Source organism: Capnocytophaga sp. G1920 (assembly GCF_051417515.1).
The window spans coordinates 1-16,363 of record NZ_JBPRKH010000012.1 but is presented as its reverse complement, the minus strand read 5'-3'; the positions used below and the strand labels follow the sequence as shown (position 1 = coordinate 16,363).

General features: G+C 41.3%; 15 protein-coding genes. 3 read left to right on the top strand and 12 right to left on the bottom strand.

All coding sequences use genetic code 11. The annotated features are described in order from the left end of the window. Positions 1–560: 560 nt before the first annotated feature. On the bottom strand, positions 561–920 hold the full coding sequence (locus tag ACSQ7D_RS07975; protein ID WP_437135871.1) for a DUF488 domain-containing protein: 360 nt from the start codon (positions 918–920) through the stop codon (positions 561–563). A gap of 136 nt (positions 921–1,056) precedes the next feature. Beyond that, complete coding sequence (locus ACSQ7D_RS07970) at positions 1,057–3,012, bottom strand: multiheme c-type cytochrome (protein ID WP_437135870.1); 1,956 nt, start codon at positions 3,010–3,012, stop codon at positions 1,057–1,059. Between the two features lie 195 nt (positions 3,013–3,207). Here ACSQ7D_RS07970 and ACSQ7D_RS07965 point away from each other — a divergent pair, with 195 nt between their 5' ends. Next, positions 3,208–6,264: a SusC/RagA family TonB-linked outer membrane protein gene (locus ACSQ7D_RS07965; RefSeq protein ID WP_437135869.1), complete on the top strand. Its 3,057-nt coding sequence runs from the start codon at positions 3,208–3,210 to the stop codon at positions 6,262–6,264. 12 nt (positions 6,265–6,276) lie between these two features. Next, a complete protein-coding gene (locus ACSQ7D_RS07960; protein ID WP_437135868.1) occupies positions 6,277–7,812 on the top strand; it encodes a RagB/SusD family nutrient uptake outer membrane protein in 1,536 nt (511 codons plus the stop codon). Positions 7,813–7,913: 101 nt separating this feature from the next. On the opposite strand, the gene ACSQ7D_RS07955 is transcribed toward ACSQ7D_RS07960, so the two are convergent. The 10 genes from ACSQ7D_RS07955 to ACSQ7D_RS07910 form a co-directional block, all read right to left on the bottom strand. After that, the gene (locus ACSQ7D_RS07955) at positions 7,914–9,284 is read right to left on the bottom strand and encodes an SLC13 family permease (protein ID WP_437135867.1); all 1,371 of its coding nucleotides are present in this window, start codon (positions 9,282–9,284) and stop codon (positions 7,914–7,916) included. Positions 9,285–9,326: 42 nt separating this feature from the next. Continuing rightward, positions 9,327–9,857 carry a mechanosensitive ion channel domain-containing protein gene (locus tag ACSQ7D_RS07950; RefSeq protein ID WP_437135866.1) on the bottom strand — a complete coding sequence of 177 codons (531 nt, stop codon included), beginning with the start codon at positions 9,855–9,857 and terminating at the stop codon, positions 9,327–9,329. A 6-nt stretch (positions 9,858–9,863) separates the two neighbouring features. Next, positions 9,864–11,432, bottom strand: a complete 1,569-nt coding sequence (gene rny / locus ACSQ7D_RS07945) for a ribonuclease Y (RefSeq protein WP_009422343.1) — start codon at positions 11,430–11,432, stop codon at positions 9,864–9,866. A gap of 233 nt (positions 11,433–11,665) precedes the next feature. Continuing rightward, positions 11,666–11,956, bottom strand: a complete 291-nt coding sequence (locus ACSQ7D_RS07940; RefSeq protein ID WP_009410520.1) for a cell division protein ZapA — start codon at positions 11,954–11,956, stop codon at positions 11,666–11,668. Positions 11,957–11,958: 2 nt separating this feature from the next. Next, positions 11,959–12,252 (bottom strand): hypothetical protein, encoded by a 294-nt coding sequence (locus ACSQ7D_RS07935; protein WP_002674144.1) that lies wholly within the window; start codon positions 12,250–12,252, stop codon positions 11,959–11,961. Positions 12,253–12,516: 264 nt separating this feature from the next. Then, complete coding sequence (locus ACSQ7D_RS07930; RefSeq protein ID WP_178977162.1) at positions 12,517–13,257, bottom strand: tRNA threonylcarbamoyladenosine dehydratase; 741 nt, start codon at positions 13,255–13,257, stop codon at positions 12,517–12,519. Positions 13,258–13,343: 86 nt separating this feature from the next. After that, positions 13,344–13,652: a type II toxin-antitoxin system YafQ family toxin gene (locus tag ACSQ7D_RS07925; RefSeq protein ID WP_034542772.1), complete on the bottom strand. Its 309-nt coding sequence runs from the start codon at positions 13,650–13,652 to the stop codon at positions 13,344–13,346. Continuing rightward, a complete protein-coding gene (locus ACSQ7D_RS07920; RefSeq protein ID WP_034576002.1) occupies positions 13,639–13,893 on the bottom strand; it encodes a hypothetical protein in 255 nt (84 codons plus the stop codon). Before ACSQ7D_RS07920 ends, ACSQ7D_RS07925 begins: the two co-directional genes overlap by 14 nt. Before the next feature lie 210 nt (positions 13,894–14,103). Beyond that, the gene (gene rpiB, locus ACSQ7D_RS07915; RefSeq protein WP_178977163.1) at positions 14,104–14,526 is read right to left on the bottom strand and encodes a ribose 5-phosphate isomerase B; all 423 of its coding nucleotides are present in this window, start codon (positions 14,524–14,526) and stop codon (positions 14,104–14,106) included. A 21-nt stretch (positions 14,527–14,547) separates the two neighbouring features. Beyond that, complete coding sequence (locus tag ACSQ7D_RS07910; protein WP_437135865.1) at positions 14,548–15,666, bottom strand: DUF4434 domain-containing protein; 1,119 nt, start codon at positions 15,664–15,666, stop codon at positions 14,548–14,550. A 235-nt stretch (positions 15,667–15,901) separates the two neighbouring features. Here ACSQ7D_RS07910 and ACSQ7D_RS07905 point away from each other — a divergent pair, with 235 nt between their 5' ends. Further along, positions 15,902–15,994, top strand: a complete 93-nt coding sequence (locus tag ACSQ7D_RS07905) for a glycosyltransferase (protein ID WP_437135930.1) — start codon at positions 15,902–15,904, stop codon at positions 15,992–15,994. Positions 15,995–16,363 lie beyond the last annotated feature (369 nt).

The window sequence follows — 16,363 nt, the reverse complement described above, 5'->3', positions numbered from 1 at the left end:
CTTATAGAGAGCTTATAGGAAGCTTATACGAATCTTGGACGATTGGTATAGGAAGGGTATATAAGTAGTTGACTCATAGTATAATACAACGATGCAAAAAATGGTAAAAACGGGGTTTCGAGGCGAAAGAAAGAGGAATAGGTGATAGGCCTTAGGCCTTAGGCAGTAGGGGGGAGTATGATGGAAAAGGGAAGAAATGACGAATGACGAGAGACGAAAGACGAAGGAAATGTGATGAAAAAATCCTCTTAGTATTATATAAACCTCCCCCTTCTCACATACTCCGCTTTTGCGGTGCACATACCCAGCTATCGCTGGCTACCTCAATGAGGGGGAATGTGGCAAATCATTTATTCGGTAAGCCCCCGAACCCCCGAAGGGGGACAAGCTGGAAAAGATGACAAACCTCCCCCTTATCACATACTTTGCTTTTGCGAACTTCCGTTCAAAGGGAGAATGTAGGGACGGAAAAAGAAAAGAAATGACGAGGGACGAATGACGAATGACAGAGGTAATGTGGGAAAAATATCCTTCTATACACACTCTCGGCTAATGTTATTTTAAGTGGCTTTTAGGGGATTTTTGGTGATTGCCTCTTTGAGTATGGGGAGGGCACTTTTTTCAATCAGCTTAGAAGCGGTGAGGAGGGTGATTACTTTATGAGGTTTAAGCATCTCTAAGAAAGATGCAAAAGCGGGGTTTGCCAAGAGTTCTTGGGTATAATCTGCTTTGAAATCTTCGAATTTGCCGTCTTGATGATAGCGCTTGCGCAAAGCTGTGGAAGGAGCTACCTCTTTCGCCCAAAAATCTAAATGAAGTGCTTCTTTTTTGATGCCACGAGGCCAAAGCCTATCGGCTAAAATACGAAAGCCGTCATCGGGGCTTTCTGCTTCGTATACGCGTTTTAATTGTATTTTCATAGTAACAAGACCATTGCAAAAAATATACCAATTAGGATTTAATGATTAGTGATTAATGTTTAATGGTTAATGATTAAGAAGCGGAGAAGGGGTGGTTATGAGTGGTAGGAGTGTTGTAAGCGGTATGCTTTAAGGATTAAAACCTGCTCTTAAATCCTAAGGCTTTGGCTTTACTAAGCGCAGCTTTGGCTTCTGCCTCACGCCCAAGTTCGTTGTAGAGCAAATACAAATCGTAATAGATTTGGGCGTTTTTGGGTTCGTACTTCAAGGCTTCGTTTAAGAAGCTTTCTGCCTTGTCGTTTTGGGCTTTGCCACTGTAAAGAACGGCGAGGTTTAGGCGAATGTAGTTCAGCTGTTTGTCTTTCAGCAGAGCGCGCTCGTAAAAACGAATGGCGTTATCGGTATCGTTTATCTTCACAAAATAGTCGCCTGCCGTAGCACTTCCTAATGGAAAATCGGACTGTGAGAGCACAAAGTCCTTATACTCTTGATGCGCTTGTTTAAATCCATTATAGACCCTGCAAGCCTCTAATCCTTTTTGGGTGAGCAAGGCATTTGCGGCGAGCATACGCACCGCCTTCACCTTATCGGTAAGTAAGAGCAACAAATCATTTTCATAGAGATTCAGAGGGTATTCGCTAATAGCCACCACGGCACGATAACGCGTTTGTGGGTCGGGATTGTGGAGTTCTTTTTTTATAAGCGCAAAGCTCTTTTCAGAAGGGTGATTGCCTAGATAGTGAATGGCTCCCGCACGCACAATGGCGGGGGTTTTTTTGTCTTCTAACAGACTACTGAGTGCGGCGATATTTCCTTTACTTCCTTTAATAAGATTTTCGGCGAAATGCGGTTTGCGCTGTTTGCCGTACCACTTGACAACAGCTTCGGCTGCCCAGCCAGCGGTTTTATCGGTATGACAAGCATTGCAAGCGTTGGGTGTACCGTACTGAGCAGACAAATCGGGACGAGGGACGTAGAAATTGTGGTCGTGGCGCACATCGTTGCCCATATAAGTGCGGGTAGGCATATGGCACACACGGCAATCGGTTTCGGCTGGGTTGCCCTTATGGAAAGTGTGTGCCTGAGAAGCGTACTTAGGCGCGTGACACTGCAAACACACTTTGCTACCTTCGGCTTTCAGCTTGCCTGTGTGAGGTGAATGGCAAGAGGTACAGCGTACGTTTTGGTGATACATTTTGCTTTGCAAGAAAGACGAATATTTATAGTTTTCACCTGAAACTTGTCCGTCGGGAAAATAAAGGTCGGTTACGGGCACTTCGGGCAGATATTCGTCCATTACCTCTGTTACCATAGCGTGGTGCTGGGTTACCTCTCCCCTACGCGTATGGCAAGGCATACAGGCATTGAGTTCTTGGGTTTGCGAGGCAAGGACAAAGGTGCGTGTTTTCCCCTTACTCTCGGCGTGCGTTTTAGCCCCTCCGTGGCAGGACTCACAACTTACGGTGAGTTCGCTATAAGTAGTGTGATAGGAGTCGGTATAAGGGTTGAGGTTTTTTTGCAGGTTGGTGCTATGGCAAGAGGCACACATTAGGTTCCAATTCTGTCCTGCTTGCGTCCAATGCAGGTAATCATCGGGGGGAATTACCTCGCCTGCGTATTGGTGAAACCACTTGTTTCGACGGCTATCCCACGACTGACGGAAGACTTGCTTTTTGCCGTTAAGAAAATCGGTAATATATTGTTGTAGGGGGTAATAACCAAAGGTATACAATACCTCGTAATCTTTGTAAGACCCGTCTTCGCTTTGTGTATGGATAAAGAATTTGCCATCGCGCTTGAAGAAACGAGAAGTGATGCCATCGGCGGTGTAGGTAGCGTTATTGAAATTGCCGAGTACGGTGCTATCGTTAGCGATTTGCATTGCCTTGTAATGGTCGGAGAGCGTCCATTCATTATACTCTTTTAGGTGACACTGCTTGCAGGAAGCTGAACCTATGTAGCCCTGAGGAGTTTCTTTATTAATATCATCTACGGAGGTATACGCCTCCTGATTAGTAGTTTTGAAGAATAGAAAGACAATGCCCGCAAGGCATAATAGAACAGCAAGAGCTATCAATAGTTTTTTCGACATAAAGAAACATTTAGGCGGTTTTCTTACAGCGGGGCAAAGGTACAAAAACAATATTTAATATACAACGGATAAGACGGTTAAAAATCCTAATAAAAGAGTCCTAAAACATTAAAAATTAACAAATGTATTTACTTGTGTTGAAAACTCTTGCATTATTGAAACCTTTTTACTACTTTTGCGCAAAATTAAATATAGATGACAAAACTGAGAATGTTGTACGCTTGGGCTCTCTTCTTGCTGGTAACTTTTAGTGTTACAGCACAGAACATAGAGGTTTCAGGTACTGTAAAAGATGAAAAAGGTGAGCCTTTATTAGGTGTATTGGTATTAATCAAGGGTACTCAGCACGGTGCCGCTACCGATATGGACGGGAATTATACTATCCAAACCAAAGTGGGAGAAACGTTGAGTTTTTCGATCTTAGGAATGAAGACAGTAGAGAGAAAAATAACCGCCTCCACCAAACGATTAGACATAGTGCTTAAAGATGATGTGCAAGAACTTGAAGAAATGGTGGTTACCGGCTATGGAGCTCCTAAGCTCGCCAGCCGCACCGTCGCACAAGTGGCACAAGTACAAGGCAAGGATGTGAGTGGCGCTCCTGTAGCCAGCGTATCCGATGCCTTACAAGGACGATTAGCAGGGGTGGTGGTAACCAGCGATTCTGGTCGCCCAGGTAGTAATAGCGATATCCTTATCCACGGGTATAACAACTTCCAAGGCGCACTACGAGGCGAAAGAACCCAAGAACCCCTATACATAATGGATGGAATAGCCGTAAGCAGTAGTGTGATGAGCAGGTTTAACCCTAATGATATAGAGAGTATTACGGTACTTAAAGACGCGGCTTCTACCTCTATCTACGGAGCACGTGCCGCCAATGGGGTGATACTCATCACTACCAAAAAAGGACGTAATAACGAGCGTACAAGTGTAACCATCAGTCACCAACTCGGTTTTACAGCGCTTACCAATGCCAGTCGTAAGTTTTTTGACGATATGATGACCCCACGCGAGTATATGGACTTTTGGATAGAAAAAAATCCTGAAGCAGTAAACTTGGCTGTAGGTAAGTTCAGTTCAAGCAAGGATGTAGCGAGACAGTCAGCAGATAAAATCTTAGCCGATAATCCTTACAATACGCGTTGGGATAAAGTTTTCTTCAGAGATTTTGTACCGTTGATACGTACTGATGTTTCTATTTCAGGAGGTACTAATAATAGTACTTATTATTTGTCGTTTGGGCACTTCAGCCAAGAGGGTTCTACAGCACCTCGCAGCGATTACCGTCGTTATACTGTCAATGGTAGTATCAATACCCAAATCACTAAATGGTTAAAAACGGGCTTCTCATTTGCAGCAGGACATACTGAGCGCGAAGGGGGTTCCACCCTCAACACCCCTAAGGTGATAGCTTTGCCACTTTACAGTCCTACCTACGAAGATGGTAGACGCAAAAACTATATCCCTGGCATCACCAGTCGTTCAGCTGGTTTCTACCACCCCGACTACTATGCCGAAACACACCCTAGCAACTCTTTCTCCGATGACTTCTTGCCTTCGGGATTCGTCTCTATAGAGCCTATTAAAAACCTCATATTCAAAACACAAGGAGGAATACAATACGGGTATGGCGAATCAGAACTAAAAGAGTTACCTTCGTTTATAGATTATAAGTTTTTTGATGACCCTAATCCTTACACTTCAGTGTCTAACAGTCGTACACTCAGAAAAACAATTACTAACACGTTAGAATATCGCTTCCTGTTAGGAGAAAACAAAAAACATAGCTTCAATGTGTTATTAGGACAAGAGTCGGTTGAAAATAGCAGTAAACAATTAGATGCTACTACTTTCGGACAACCTTCAGAAGGACTAACAATGCTCCGACACGGCAGTAAAGATAAAAGAATAGAAGACCAAAAGACTGTAAGTACTTTCAATTCTTATTTCGGAAGAGTAGAATACTCTTATAACACTCGTTACTTCTTAGACCTATCAATGCGTCGCGATGGTTCATCAGCCTTTGGTAAGAACAACCACTACGGTAACTTCTGGGCAATAGGAGCGATGTGGAAACTCAAACAAGAGAACTTTTTGAAAGATGTAAAATGGCTTTCAGACCTCAATTTGCGCTTCAGCACAGGGCTTTCAGGAAATGCTTTAGGAGGCTACAAACATATCACTACCATAAAACCAGACAATTTCTATCAAGGTAAAACAGCTTATACAGTAGGTAGCTTGGGTAATCCTGATCTACGTTGGGAAGAGCAACGCAAAACTACTATAGGACTTAATATTGTGATTGATAGAGGTACTTCTTTCAATATAGAATACTACGACCGCGAGACTTACGATATGATTTCAAGTCGTGAGCTCAATAGTACTTCAGGGCAAAATCAATTCTTTGACAATGCAGGGGGTATGCGCAACCGTGGGATAGACTTCACTTTCTCATCAGTAGTGTATAGAAGTAAAAATGAAGACCTGAGCATTCGTCCTTACTTCAACGTAAACTATAACAAGCAAGAAATAACCGCTCTTTTTGGCAATAAAACCTCTAATGTCATACCTTCTTCTGAAATAGGATATAAGTTAGGGCGAGCGCTCGAGTGGGCTGCTGTTATCCCTAAGGGAGTAAATCCTAATACTGGCGAAATGGAGTACTATATACCAGGTGATGACCGTATGGAGCAAGTAACCGATGATAATAGGGTATCAAATAGTTATGATTCTAGTAAATTAGGACAGACTACAGGCAAGAAAATGCAAGCTCCTATCAACGGAGGGTTCGGTTGGAATATCACCTATAAAACTTTCTCACTTGATATGGCATTTTCTTTTTCATTAGAAAAATACAAATGGAATTACGATATGAAGTATACCGAAAATCCTGACCAGTTTGGTGATCACAACCTAAGCAGAAAGATTTTGGATTATTGGAAAAAACCAGGTGATAACACCCGTCACCCTAAGATAAACACTACAACATTTGTAAATTCATCTGATGCGCGTATGATACAAGACGCTTCGTTTATGCGTTTAAAGAATATTACCCTTAGCTACAGCCTCCCTAAAGAGGTTATTAACCAGATAAAATTCTTTGAAGGAGTACGCTTATACGTTACGGCTCGTAATATTTTTACGCTTACCAAATACGAAGGTGCAGACCCTGAGTACAATAATGCTATTTCATCAGGTGGCTATCCTCCTTCTCGTCAATTTACCTTAGGGGTAGATGTTAATTTTTAAAAATGCAAAACAATGAAAAAGATTTATAAAATAGTAACCTTAGTAGTAGCTCCTTTGTTTTTCACAGGCTGCTTTAGCCTTGACCAACAGCCTTATGAAGATTTGAGCCAAGCTAACTCGTTTAAAACGGTGCAAGATGCACAGTTTTGGGTGAATGGTATGTATGGTAAATTGCGTACAAACATATACGGAAGTGCGATGTATGCTACCGACTTGCAAGCTGATTTCCTGAATATGGCCTTAAGAGACGGTACTAACGAAACGATTACAAACTTCCAAAACTGGACGTTGTTTACTGTTAATAATGCAGCTACAGCTGCTATTTGGCAACGCTATTGGGGGGCAATACAAAATATAAATATAGGTTTGGAGGGTATTCCTACCATTGCTATTCCACAAGAGAACTACCGCACCGATTCGGCACAAATAAAGCACAATATAGGCGAATTGTATTTGGCACGCGCTTATTATTACACCTATCTGCTTACACATTATTGCCCTACCGACGAGGCTTCAGCTTATGGACTACCTTTGTTAAACGTACCTACTATCAACAATTTTCCTAACAGAAGTACAGTAGGACAGACTTACGACTTTATTTTGGCCGATATAGCACAAGCTGAAACTCGCCTTAGTGATGTAACAGGTGCTTTAGGGTCAGAGAAGTTTACCAAAGATGCAGTTGCAGCACTCAAGGCACGTGTATTGCTTTATAGAGGCAAGTGGGCAGAGGCTTATGCCGCAGCTACTTCAATTATTGGTAGTCGTTATAGCTTAGTGAGTAGTAGTAGTGATTTAGAAAAGGTATGGAAAGATGATGATACAGCAGAAAGTATCGTACAGCTCTATGCTAAATATGATATAGGGAATACTGCCGAATTGCCTTCAGCTAACGATGTCTATTTAGGATACCAAAGAGAATGGAACTACAGATTGCGTAGATTTGAGATAAAGTATTTGCCAAAAGCAATACCTACTCAAGATTTCGTAAATTTGTATAACGACAACGACTACCGTAAGTCTATTTATATCAAAAAACTTTTTGCTAACTATGGTAGTGCTACTTTCACTGATTTGTATTTGGTAAATAAATACCCTGACAATCCTCTTCTAAAACAAACATCAGGTACCTCCTCTACTTATATGCATCGTCCTAAGGTGTTCCGTATTGCTGAGATATACTTAATAGCAGCCGAAGCTGCTTATAAGAACGGCGATCAAACCAATGCTAAAACCTACTTAGACAGATTGCGCACCGCTCGTGGTATCGGTAGTGTAACCTATACCGACCTTTGGACAGAGATTCAAAACGAACGCAACCGCGAACTTGCTTTCGAGGGCTTCCGTATGGCAGACATCAAGCGTTGGAATTTGGGCGTAGTACGTGGTACTCCTCAGAACCTCAGTGCTATTGTTTCAGACCCTGCTGACCAGTATTACCAGCTTAATATCCCTGCAGGGAATTATAAAATGGTTTGGCCACTTTCTCCAAGTGACATTCTCTATGAACAAGGTAGAGCCAACTGGCAACAAAACCCAGGTTGGTAAAACAACGATTAATTGCTAATACAATAAAGAGATTTCAAACATATTTGAAATAAAAAAGCGGTCAGTAGACCGCTTTTTTTATTATCATTAATCATTAACTATTATCTCCAAAAGTAGTAGGCTACTACTGATATAAAGATAATACAAAGAATATTCAATACAAAACCTGCTTTTATCATATCGCGCTGACTTACCTTGCCCGTACCGTAAGCTATGGCATTAGGAGGCGTAGCTACAGGTAACATAAAGGCACAAGAGGCTCCTATACCTATGATAAGTGAAAGACCCAAAGGATTAACTCCTAAGTTTTCGGCTACCGATATGAAGATAGGCACTAAGAGAGCTGCACTGGCGGTATTGCTGGTAAATTCAGTTAGGAAAATGATGAAGGTAGCCACCATAAGTCCTATTACAAAATAGTTGCTATCAGCGATGAGAAACTGCACAGAGTCTACCAAAGCCTTGCTTGCCCCCGATTGTGTAAGGATAACACTTAGTGAGAGTCCGCCTCCGAAGAGCATTAGCACACCCCAATCGGTGTTTTCTTGTATTTGTTTCCATTCAGCCACACCAAAGAAACATACGAACACGGCAGCAATCATTGCAACCACTGCATCAAAGTCTTTGATTTTCTCGATGCCTATAAAAGAAGTGAACGTTTCGTTAATCAGGTCGCTAAATATCCAGCAAAGGGCTGTGATAAGGAAGATGAGAATGGTAAGATACTGCTTGCCGTTGAGCTTATCTACTACTCCTTCAGTAGAGGTGATTTTAATGTTTAGTTTTGGACGGAACACTACATACAACGTACCAATCATCAAAGGCATTAAACCTAAGACTGTAGGCATACCATAGCGCAACCATTCTGAGAATGTGATATTCAGTTGAGAGGCGACAATGGCATTCGGTGGACTACCTACCAAAGTACCTATACCCCCTATACTCGCACTATAAGCAACCCCAAGTATTACAAAGGCATACGTACCTTTATTACTTTCGTAGTCGATGTTTTTAAGCAAACCCATTGCCAAAGGGATAATCATTGCAGCAGTAGCTGTATTACTGATACCCATAGAGAGCAAAGCTGTAGCCAAAAAGAGAAAGAATACCGCCAACAGGAAATTGCCTCTGGCTATAGCAATCACCTTATGAGCGATGTACTTGTCAAGCTTTTGTACGCTCAGGGCAGTAGCAATAGCGAAACCTCCAAAGAATAGGAAGATTGTAGGGTTTGCAAAAGCTTGTAGGGCACTTTTGGTACTCTCTAAGCCCAAGAGTATTGCCAATACAGGAACTAAGAGTGCTGTAACGGTAATGTGTATAGCTTCGGTAAGCCACAAGATAGCTACAAAGGCAAGGAGCGCCAAGCCTTTATTAGTAGGCTCTTCATAAGGAAGCAACCCATAGAGCAAAAAGCCTACCGCGAATGCGATGGCTATAATCACGGAACGTTTGATGTAATTGGTCAGCATAATATATTAGGGTTTTTGTTATTAGCAAAGCACGTAAGCAATTTACGGTTTTATCTTCACCGCATATTTCTTTTCCGAAACAATTACAATCCCTTTTTGGAGCAAAAGATTATTCGGCAAACTTATCTGTTCGCCTTCTGTTGTTTTCAAAAGAATATAGAAAGATTTTATATCGATTATTTTAGCCTCGATAGGATAATCTTTATCTAAAATCTTAATCGTATCACCTATTCTAAACGGAGAAGAGAAAAACACGATAATCCCCGCTGTAATATTGCTCAAAATCGACCATTGGGCAAAAAATGCTACCCCTATTACGGTAAGTATCGAAGTAACAAAAAGGAATAGCTGTTCGGTTTTTATTCCCCAAATAGAGACAATGGTAAGGATAGCTAGCGCATAAATAAAATAGTCTATATACTTCTTTACTAAATGAGTACGACTCTCTACGAACTCCGCTTTTTTTCCGAACTTATTGATGATGGAGTTCACCAAGTAACGCAAAGCAATAAAGACCACCAATGTAATGGCAGTAGCAATAATTTGATATAGGTAGTCTTGTATATAGTTCATATAACTTTACTTCGCGATATTCACAGCACGAGTTTCACGTATTACCGTTACTTTCACTTGACCTGGGTAGGTCATATCGGTTTGGATTTTTTGCGATAAGTTGAATGAAAGTTCTGCGGCTTTATCGTCGGTTACTCTTTCGCTTTCTACGATTACACGTAACTCACGACCTGCTTGGATTGCATAGGCTTTCTTCACGCCTTGGAAAGTGAAAGCAGCATCTTCGAGGTCTTTGAGACGTTGTATATACGAATCGAGTACTTGACGACGTGCTCCTGGACGAGCTCCACTAATAGCATCGCATACTTGTACGATAGGCGAAAGCAAGGAGGTCATCTCAATCTCGTCGTGGTGTGCCCCAATAGCGTTGCACACTTCGGGTTTTTCGCCGTATTTCTCTGCCCATTCCATACCGAGGAGAGCGTGAGGAGTCTCACTTTCTATCTGCGGTACTTTACCGATGTCGTGCAAGAGTCCGGCGCGTTTGGCGAGTTTAGGGTTCAAGCCTAATTCGGCTGCCATTACGCCACAGAGTTTGGCTACCTCGCGTGAGTGTTGCAAGAGGTTCTGACCATAAGAAGAGCGGTATTTCATACGTCCTACACATTTCACTAACTCGGGGTGCAATCCGTGGATACCGAGGTCAATCACGGTGCGTTTACCTATTTCTACAATTTCTTCTTCTATTTGTTTAGTTGTCTTTTCCACCACTTCCTCAATGCGTGCAGGGTGGATACGCCCGTCGGTTACGAGCTTGTGCAAAGAAAGACGTGCGATTTCGCGACGTACCGAGTCGAAGCAAGAGAGAATAATCGCTTCGGGGGTATCATCTACAATGATTTCGACCCCAGTAGCTGCTTCGAGGGCACGGATATTGCGACCTTCACGACCGATGATACGACCTTTTACTTCATCAGATTCGAGGTTAAACACTGACACACAGTTATCTACTGCTTCCTCAGTGCCTATACGCTGAATGGTGTTGATGATGATTTTGCGCGCTTCTTGGTGAGCGGTGAGCTTGGCTTCCTCAATGGTGTTTTGGATATAAGCCATCGCGTCGGCTTGGGCTTCACTGCGCAATGAATCGGTGAGTAGTTTCTTAGCTTCTTCGGCAGACAAGCCTGAAATAACCTCTAATTGTTGTACCTGACTTTTGTGTAGGCGGTCTATTTCTTCTTGTTTTTTGTCGAGGGTTTGCAAGCGAAAGTCAGCTTCTTCTGTTTTCTTTTCCAACTCATCTTTTAGGCGCTTATTTTGTGCCAATTCATTAGACACTTGCGACTCTTTATCGCGTATACGCTTCTCAGCCTCTGCCATTTTTTTATCTTTGGCAGTGATTGTTTTTTCGTGTTCAGCTTTTAGTTCAAGGAACTTCTCTTTTGCTTGGAATATCTTGTCTTTTTTGATATTTTCAGCTTCAGCTTTAGCATTTTTCAGAAGAACGTCGGCTTCATTCTTAGCGTTGAGAATGATTTTAGAGGCGTTCTTCTTTTCCAGCGATTTGGCGATAGCGAACCCTATGAAAAGGGCAATGATAAAAACTGCAATACTTATAATAACTGTACTATCCATCTTTGTTGTTTAAAAAATAAAATATTGATATAAAAAATGCCTATATTGATTAATATGTTTCACGTAAAACTCTGAAAAACAGGTTTAGGGATACTCAGTGGGGCAAGTATCCGGCAACTGAAGACCGGCACGCTTTAGCCGCTGTAACTCTCCCTTTTGTGAAATGTTAATGTTGAGTTTACCGAAAGGACAATCAATATAGGCAGTAAGTTTTCTATGTAAAGGAACGTGTTTTAACCTATTTGGTTTAAGGCGTTGTACACCTGTGCTAAGGTTTCTTTGAGGGATTCGTCTTCGTGTGTTTCGTTGAGTTTGGCTTGTTCTATTTCTCTTGCCAAAGCGATAGCGCACATTGCTAAGCCATCTTGTTTATCGCGCAGTTCATAAACGGTTTCAAAATCTTGAATCATATCGTTTATCTTTTTAGCGGCTTTTCTAAATCCCTCTTCCTGTTGTGGAGCAATGGTTAAAGGGTATAACCTATCGGCTACCGAAAGTTTAATTCTCAATCCGTCCTGTTCCATTGCTATTGTTTAGTGAGCTGAGTGATACACGCATCGATTTCGCGAATGAGCGTATTGAGCTTCAATTTAGTTTCTCTTTTATTATCTTTACTGCCTAATATACGGTTGGCTATGGCGAGTGTTTCGTTCTTCTCTTTCAGTGTAGTGATAGTGCTTTCAAGCGACTGTTTCTCACTGCGAAGTTCTTCAATGGTTTGTTTTAGCTTGCCATTTTCTTCCCTAAGACTATTGAATTTGCTCTGTAAGACAATGGCTTTCTCTTCTAATAACGCTACCAACTTTTTTAAATCACTCATCAAACAGCGAACTTTGTATATTTGGGGCAAAAATACGCTTTCTTTTTAAAAAAAGCAATTTTTTTAGAAAATAAATGAAACTGAGAAATGTAAGATTTTCATAATCAACATAAAAAAGGACTTTTAAGTTTTAAAGAAAGTCATACCTCAGCGTTGTTATAAATGAAAATCACTTGATTGTATTATAAGTTGATGATTTTCTTTGCTTAGTTTTAACAAAAGAGACTAATAATCAGTGTTATGTTATAACGAACTGATATTAAATTAAAGCTCTTCTTTATTTTGTTGTTTTGCTAATAGGTAATTTACCGCAGTAGCAGCAGCGTGTAACCCAAAAGCGGCTGGCATAAAGCTAATGGTACCATAGAAAGACTTTTTATAGTCGAGACCTTCGGTGCGTTGCATAGAGTCCTTGGAAACTATTTCGGAAGAGAATACGGCTTTTATACCTGAGTGAATACGCTCGTTTTTGAGTCGTTTGCGAATAAACTTTGCCAACGGACAGTTATACGTTTTCATCAGGTCGGTTACTTTTATTTGGGAAACATCGGTAGCACCTCCGGCGCCCATACAACTCACGAGTTTTACGTGTTTGCGTTTAGCTGCAAGAATAAGGTTCAGCTTAGGGGTAATACTATCGATACAGTCGATGACATAATCGAAGTCGGGCGTTACGATTTCCCAAGCGCGCTCAGGGGTGAGGAATTCGTGAATGACGGTGAGTTTCAGCTCGGGATTGATATCCAAAAGACGTGCTCTCATCACTTCGGTTTTGGCTTGTCCTATCGTAGAATGAAGGGCGGGCAACTGGCGGTTGATATTAGAGAGGGAAACGGTATCAGCATCGACAATAGTGAGAGCTCCTACGCCTGCACGAGTTACAAATTCGGCAGCATAAGAGCCTACGCCCCCTAAGCCTGTAATGAGGATATGGGCATTTTGCAAAGTGGTAATACCTTGTTGTTTAATTAAAAGCTCTGTACGTTCTAACCAATGATTATTCATATTTAAAAAAAGCCCCATCACAAAGGAAGGGGCTTATAATTCGCTTTTATAGTGCCGATAACAGTGCTTGTCTGCAAGGACACTTTCTACTTAAATAATTCAGAATGACTTCCAAGCCTCATCAAATAGATTACTTTTTCTTCATTATCTTGTATCCATATAATAAGAAAGTCTCCTTCTATATGGCATTCTAAACAGTCTTTATATTGCCCTTTTAAATAATGAGGTTTCATTTCATTAGGAATACCTTCTACTCCTTTTCTCTGTAAAATATCAATTACACTAAGAACTTTTTCTATCTTCTTAGAGCTTTTGCTATATCTTTTTTTGTCCTTTTTGAAAGCTACAGTTGCTACAACATCAAAAATTATTTCTTCTTCTTCAAAGCTGTTCATCATCTATATCTTTAAAAAGCTGTCTAACGTCTTTATACCTTTTCATAAGGTGACCTTTTTCTTTCACTTCCTGAAAAGCTTTCTGTGTTTCCTCGTTAGGAATAGCTGTTTCAATAGGATATGTTTTTTTCCCTTCTCTTTTACTCAAAAGAACGGTTTTTACTTTGAACTTTTCGAACAAACTTAAGAAAGTAGGGAAATCAGCTTCATTGATAGTTGCTTGTAATGTGATTGTATTCATAATACTACTATTTTTTGGCAAAAGTATAAAATCTTTTTTATTTAACAAAGTATTATTTACTTCTTCAAAAAAAGCCTGTCTGAGAGGCTCTGTTTTGTGAAGGCGATTTGCCAATCGCCCCTACAATATAACTAAAAGCAATTGATTATAATTAACTTTGCCAAAGGGGCGAGTCGTACCTTTGGCAAAGTGTAGCGATGCAAATGCGATTTAAATCTTCTTTACTCTTCTTTCGTGGCGACCGCCTTCAAAAGGGGTGTTGAGAAAGGTATTGGCTATTTCTACGGCTTGCTCAATGGCGGTAAAGCGGGCGGGAATACTCAGCACATTGGCATTGTTATGGGCACGGGCAAGAGCAGAGAGCTCTTTTGTCCAGCAAACTGCACAGCGGATGTGAGGGTGCTTATTGGCGGTCATTGCAATGCCGTTACCACTACCGCAAATCACAATACCAAGGTCGGCTTTGTTTTCTTCTAAGGCTTTGGCTACGGCGTGACCAAAATCGGGGTAGTCTACACTTTCAGAGGTATCAGTACCGCAGTTGAGTACTTCTATTCCTTTACTTTCCAAAAAAGCTACAATGGCTTTTTTATAATCGACTCCTGCGTGGTCGTTTCCTATGGCTATTTTCATTTTTTATAGTTAATTTTATCGTTATTTGTTTTTTATATATTGTTTGTAAGCTTCACGTAGAGCATCGGCTTGGGCTTTTTTGGGACTTTGGGTGTACATATCGTCAAAATATGCAAAAGATACTACTTTGGTTACTTTGGGAATGGAGAAGGCGGTAGAGAGTTGTTGTTTGACTCTATCGAAAGTGGCGGGATGAAAAGGTACCTGACCATTAGGAGAGGCAAAAGTTTCGAGGTCTGACCAAAATACTCCTTTATAGTTTTTGTTTTCCTGAAATAGTCCGCGCTCAGCCGCTTGGTAGTACTCAGCAAGGCGATTGAGGGTTACGTGTTGTGCCCCTACCCCATCTTGTAACATAATGATTTCTAAATTACTCTTAGCGAGTTCAGCCATAAAGTGTTGTAACTGTTCGGGAGACGAAAGTGCACTATTCCAAAAGGCAGCAATTGAAACGGGTTTGTTATTCAGCTGGTGCAAACGATTAGAGATGCGGTCTATAAATTTCTCTCTGAAAAGAGCTATCTTATCATCGGTATTATAAGCATAAGGCTCGGGTTCGTGTGGGATATACCACCCTTTGAAGGCTGGGTGAGTACCAAACTGGCGTTGGATATCATCGGCAATAGCAATACAATAATTGGCTTGAGTTTGTAGCCACGACGCATCGGTTTGATGTTGCCAATAACTTTCATCAAAGAGCAAGCCTATGTGCACTTCTATGCCTTTACGCTGAGCTGAGGCGAGGATTCGTTGTAGGGTAGGTTTAATTTTGGTGGTAGTAAAGTTATTGTTTGAATCGAACCAAGTGAGGTTATTAGAAGGATTTATATATCCTATGTGTTGCACGATGAGGGTATTCATACCCAAGTCTTTAATTTCGCCTAAAAAATTGTCCCATTGAGCCTCGCTCCAATCACCTTTTTCAAAAAGCTGTATAAAGGTACCTGTAAGTATCTTTTTATCGGAAGGGGAAGGGGTAGGCGGATTAGGTTGTGGATTAGGCTGCGGGTTAGGGTTGGGTTGTGGAGTGGGGACAATAGGGTTGTTGGGGTTGGGGGTTGGTTCATCGGAGTTGCTTTTGCTACAAGAGGCTGATAGCAAAGCGCCCAAAATGGTAAGGAATAAAACTAATTTTTTCATCTTATTTAATATTTTTTGCAAAGGTAGGAAGTAATTAGAAAATGAGCAAATTGGAAAATGAGGAAATTGGAAAATTAGAGAATTAGGAAATGAGAAAATGAGCAAATGAGGTGCGAGCTACAAGAAAAGTGCCAGCGGAGGGGATTAACTTTGCCAAAGGTGCGAGCCGCACAGGCAGTCGTAGCACGACGGGCAATTAACTTTGGCAAAGTGTGTACCTCTAAAAGGAACACTTCTGAGCTATCGGAAGGAAACGGAGAAGAACGGAAGAGAGCTGAGAGAAGTTTTGGTGAAAAAAGGGTGTAAGGAGGGTGGGGGTAGCTTATAGAGAGCTTATAGGAAGCTTATACGAATCTTGGACGATTGGTATAGAAAGGGTATATAAGTGGTTGATTCATACTGTGATACAACAACGCAAAAAATGTTAAAAACGGGGTTTCGAGGCGAAAGAAAAGGAATCCTCACCCCGTCCCTCTCCCAAGGAGAGGGGGAATGTAGCGATAGTAAAGAGGAATGTATGTCATATCCTGAAATAGGTTTACACTAAAAACCATAAAAAGATATGACAAAAGGGAGGAAAGAAACAGTTCGGTACAGTGATTGCTTTAAGTTGAGTATCGTAGAAGAGATTGAGAGAAACGGATTGAGTATTGAAAACTGCCGACGCAAGTACGGCATTGGAGGAAGTACAACGATT